At 61.8% G+C, this 267-nt stretch carries 1 pseudogene; it reads right to left on the minus strand.

From position 1 onward, the window contains the following. Window positions 1-267: pseudogene (locus FQ664_RS26175) on the minus strand (endonuclease/exonuclease/phosphatase family protein); the annotation flags it as partial.

A 267-nucleotide genomic window follows, 5' to 3' on the forward strand; every position in this document is an offset into this window, starting at 1 on the left:
GGATATGATCGAGGCAACGCTGCGGTCGCCAGCTGGGGAAGGTGGCCTCGACTTGTGGGGCGACCAGGCCCAAATCGCGCAGCGGCGAATGCTCCAGCAGGTCAGTGGCATGGGTGTTCATGTCACCCATCAGCACCTGGTGACGGTAACCGCCTATCAGCTCGCGGATATAACCCAGCTGCAGGGCGCGGGTCTTGGCCCCCAATGCCAGGTGCATCATCACCACTATCAGCGCATCTTCGCCTTCGCCAAACCGCACCAGAATCG

Source organism: Pseudomonas persica, from assembly GCF_900291015.1.
GTDB lineage: Bacteria > Pseudomonadota > Gammaproteobacteria > Pseudomonadales > Pseudomonadaceae > Aquipseudomonas.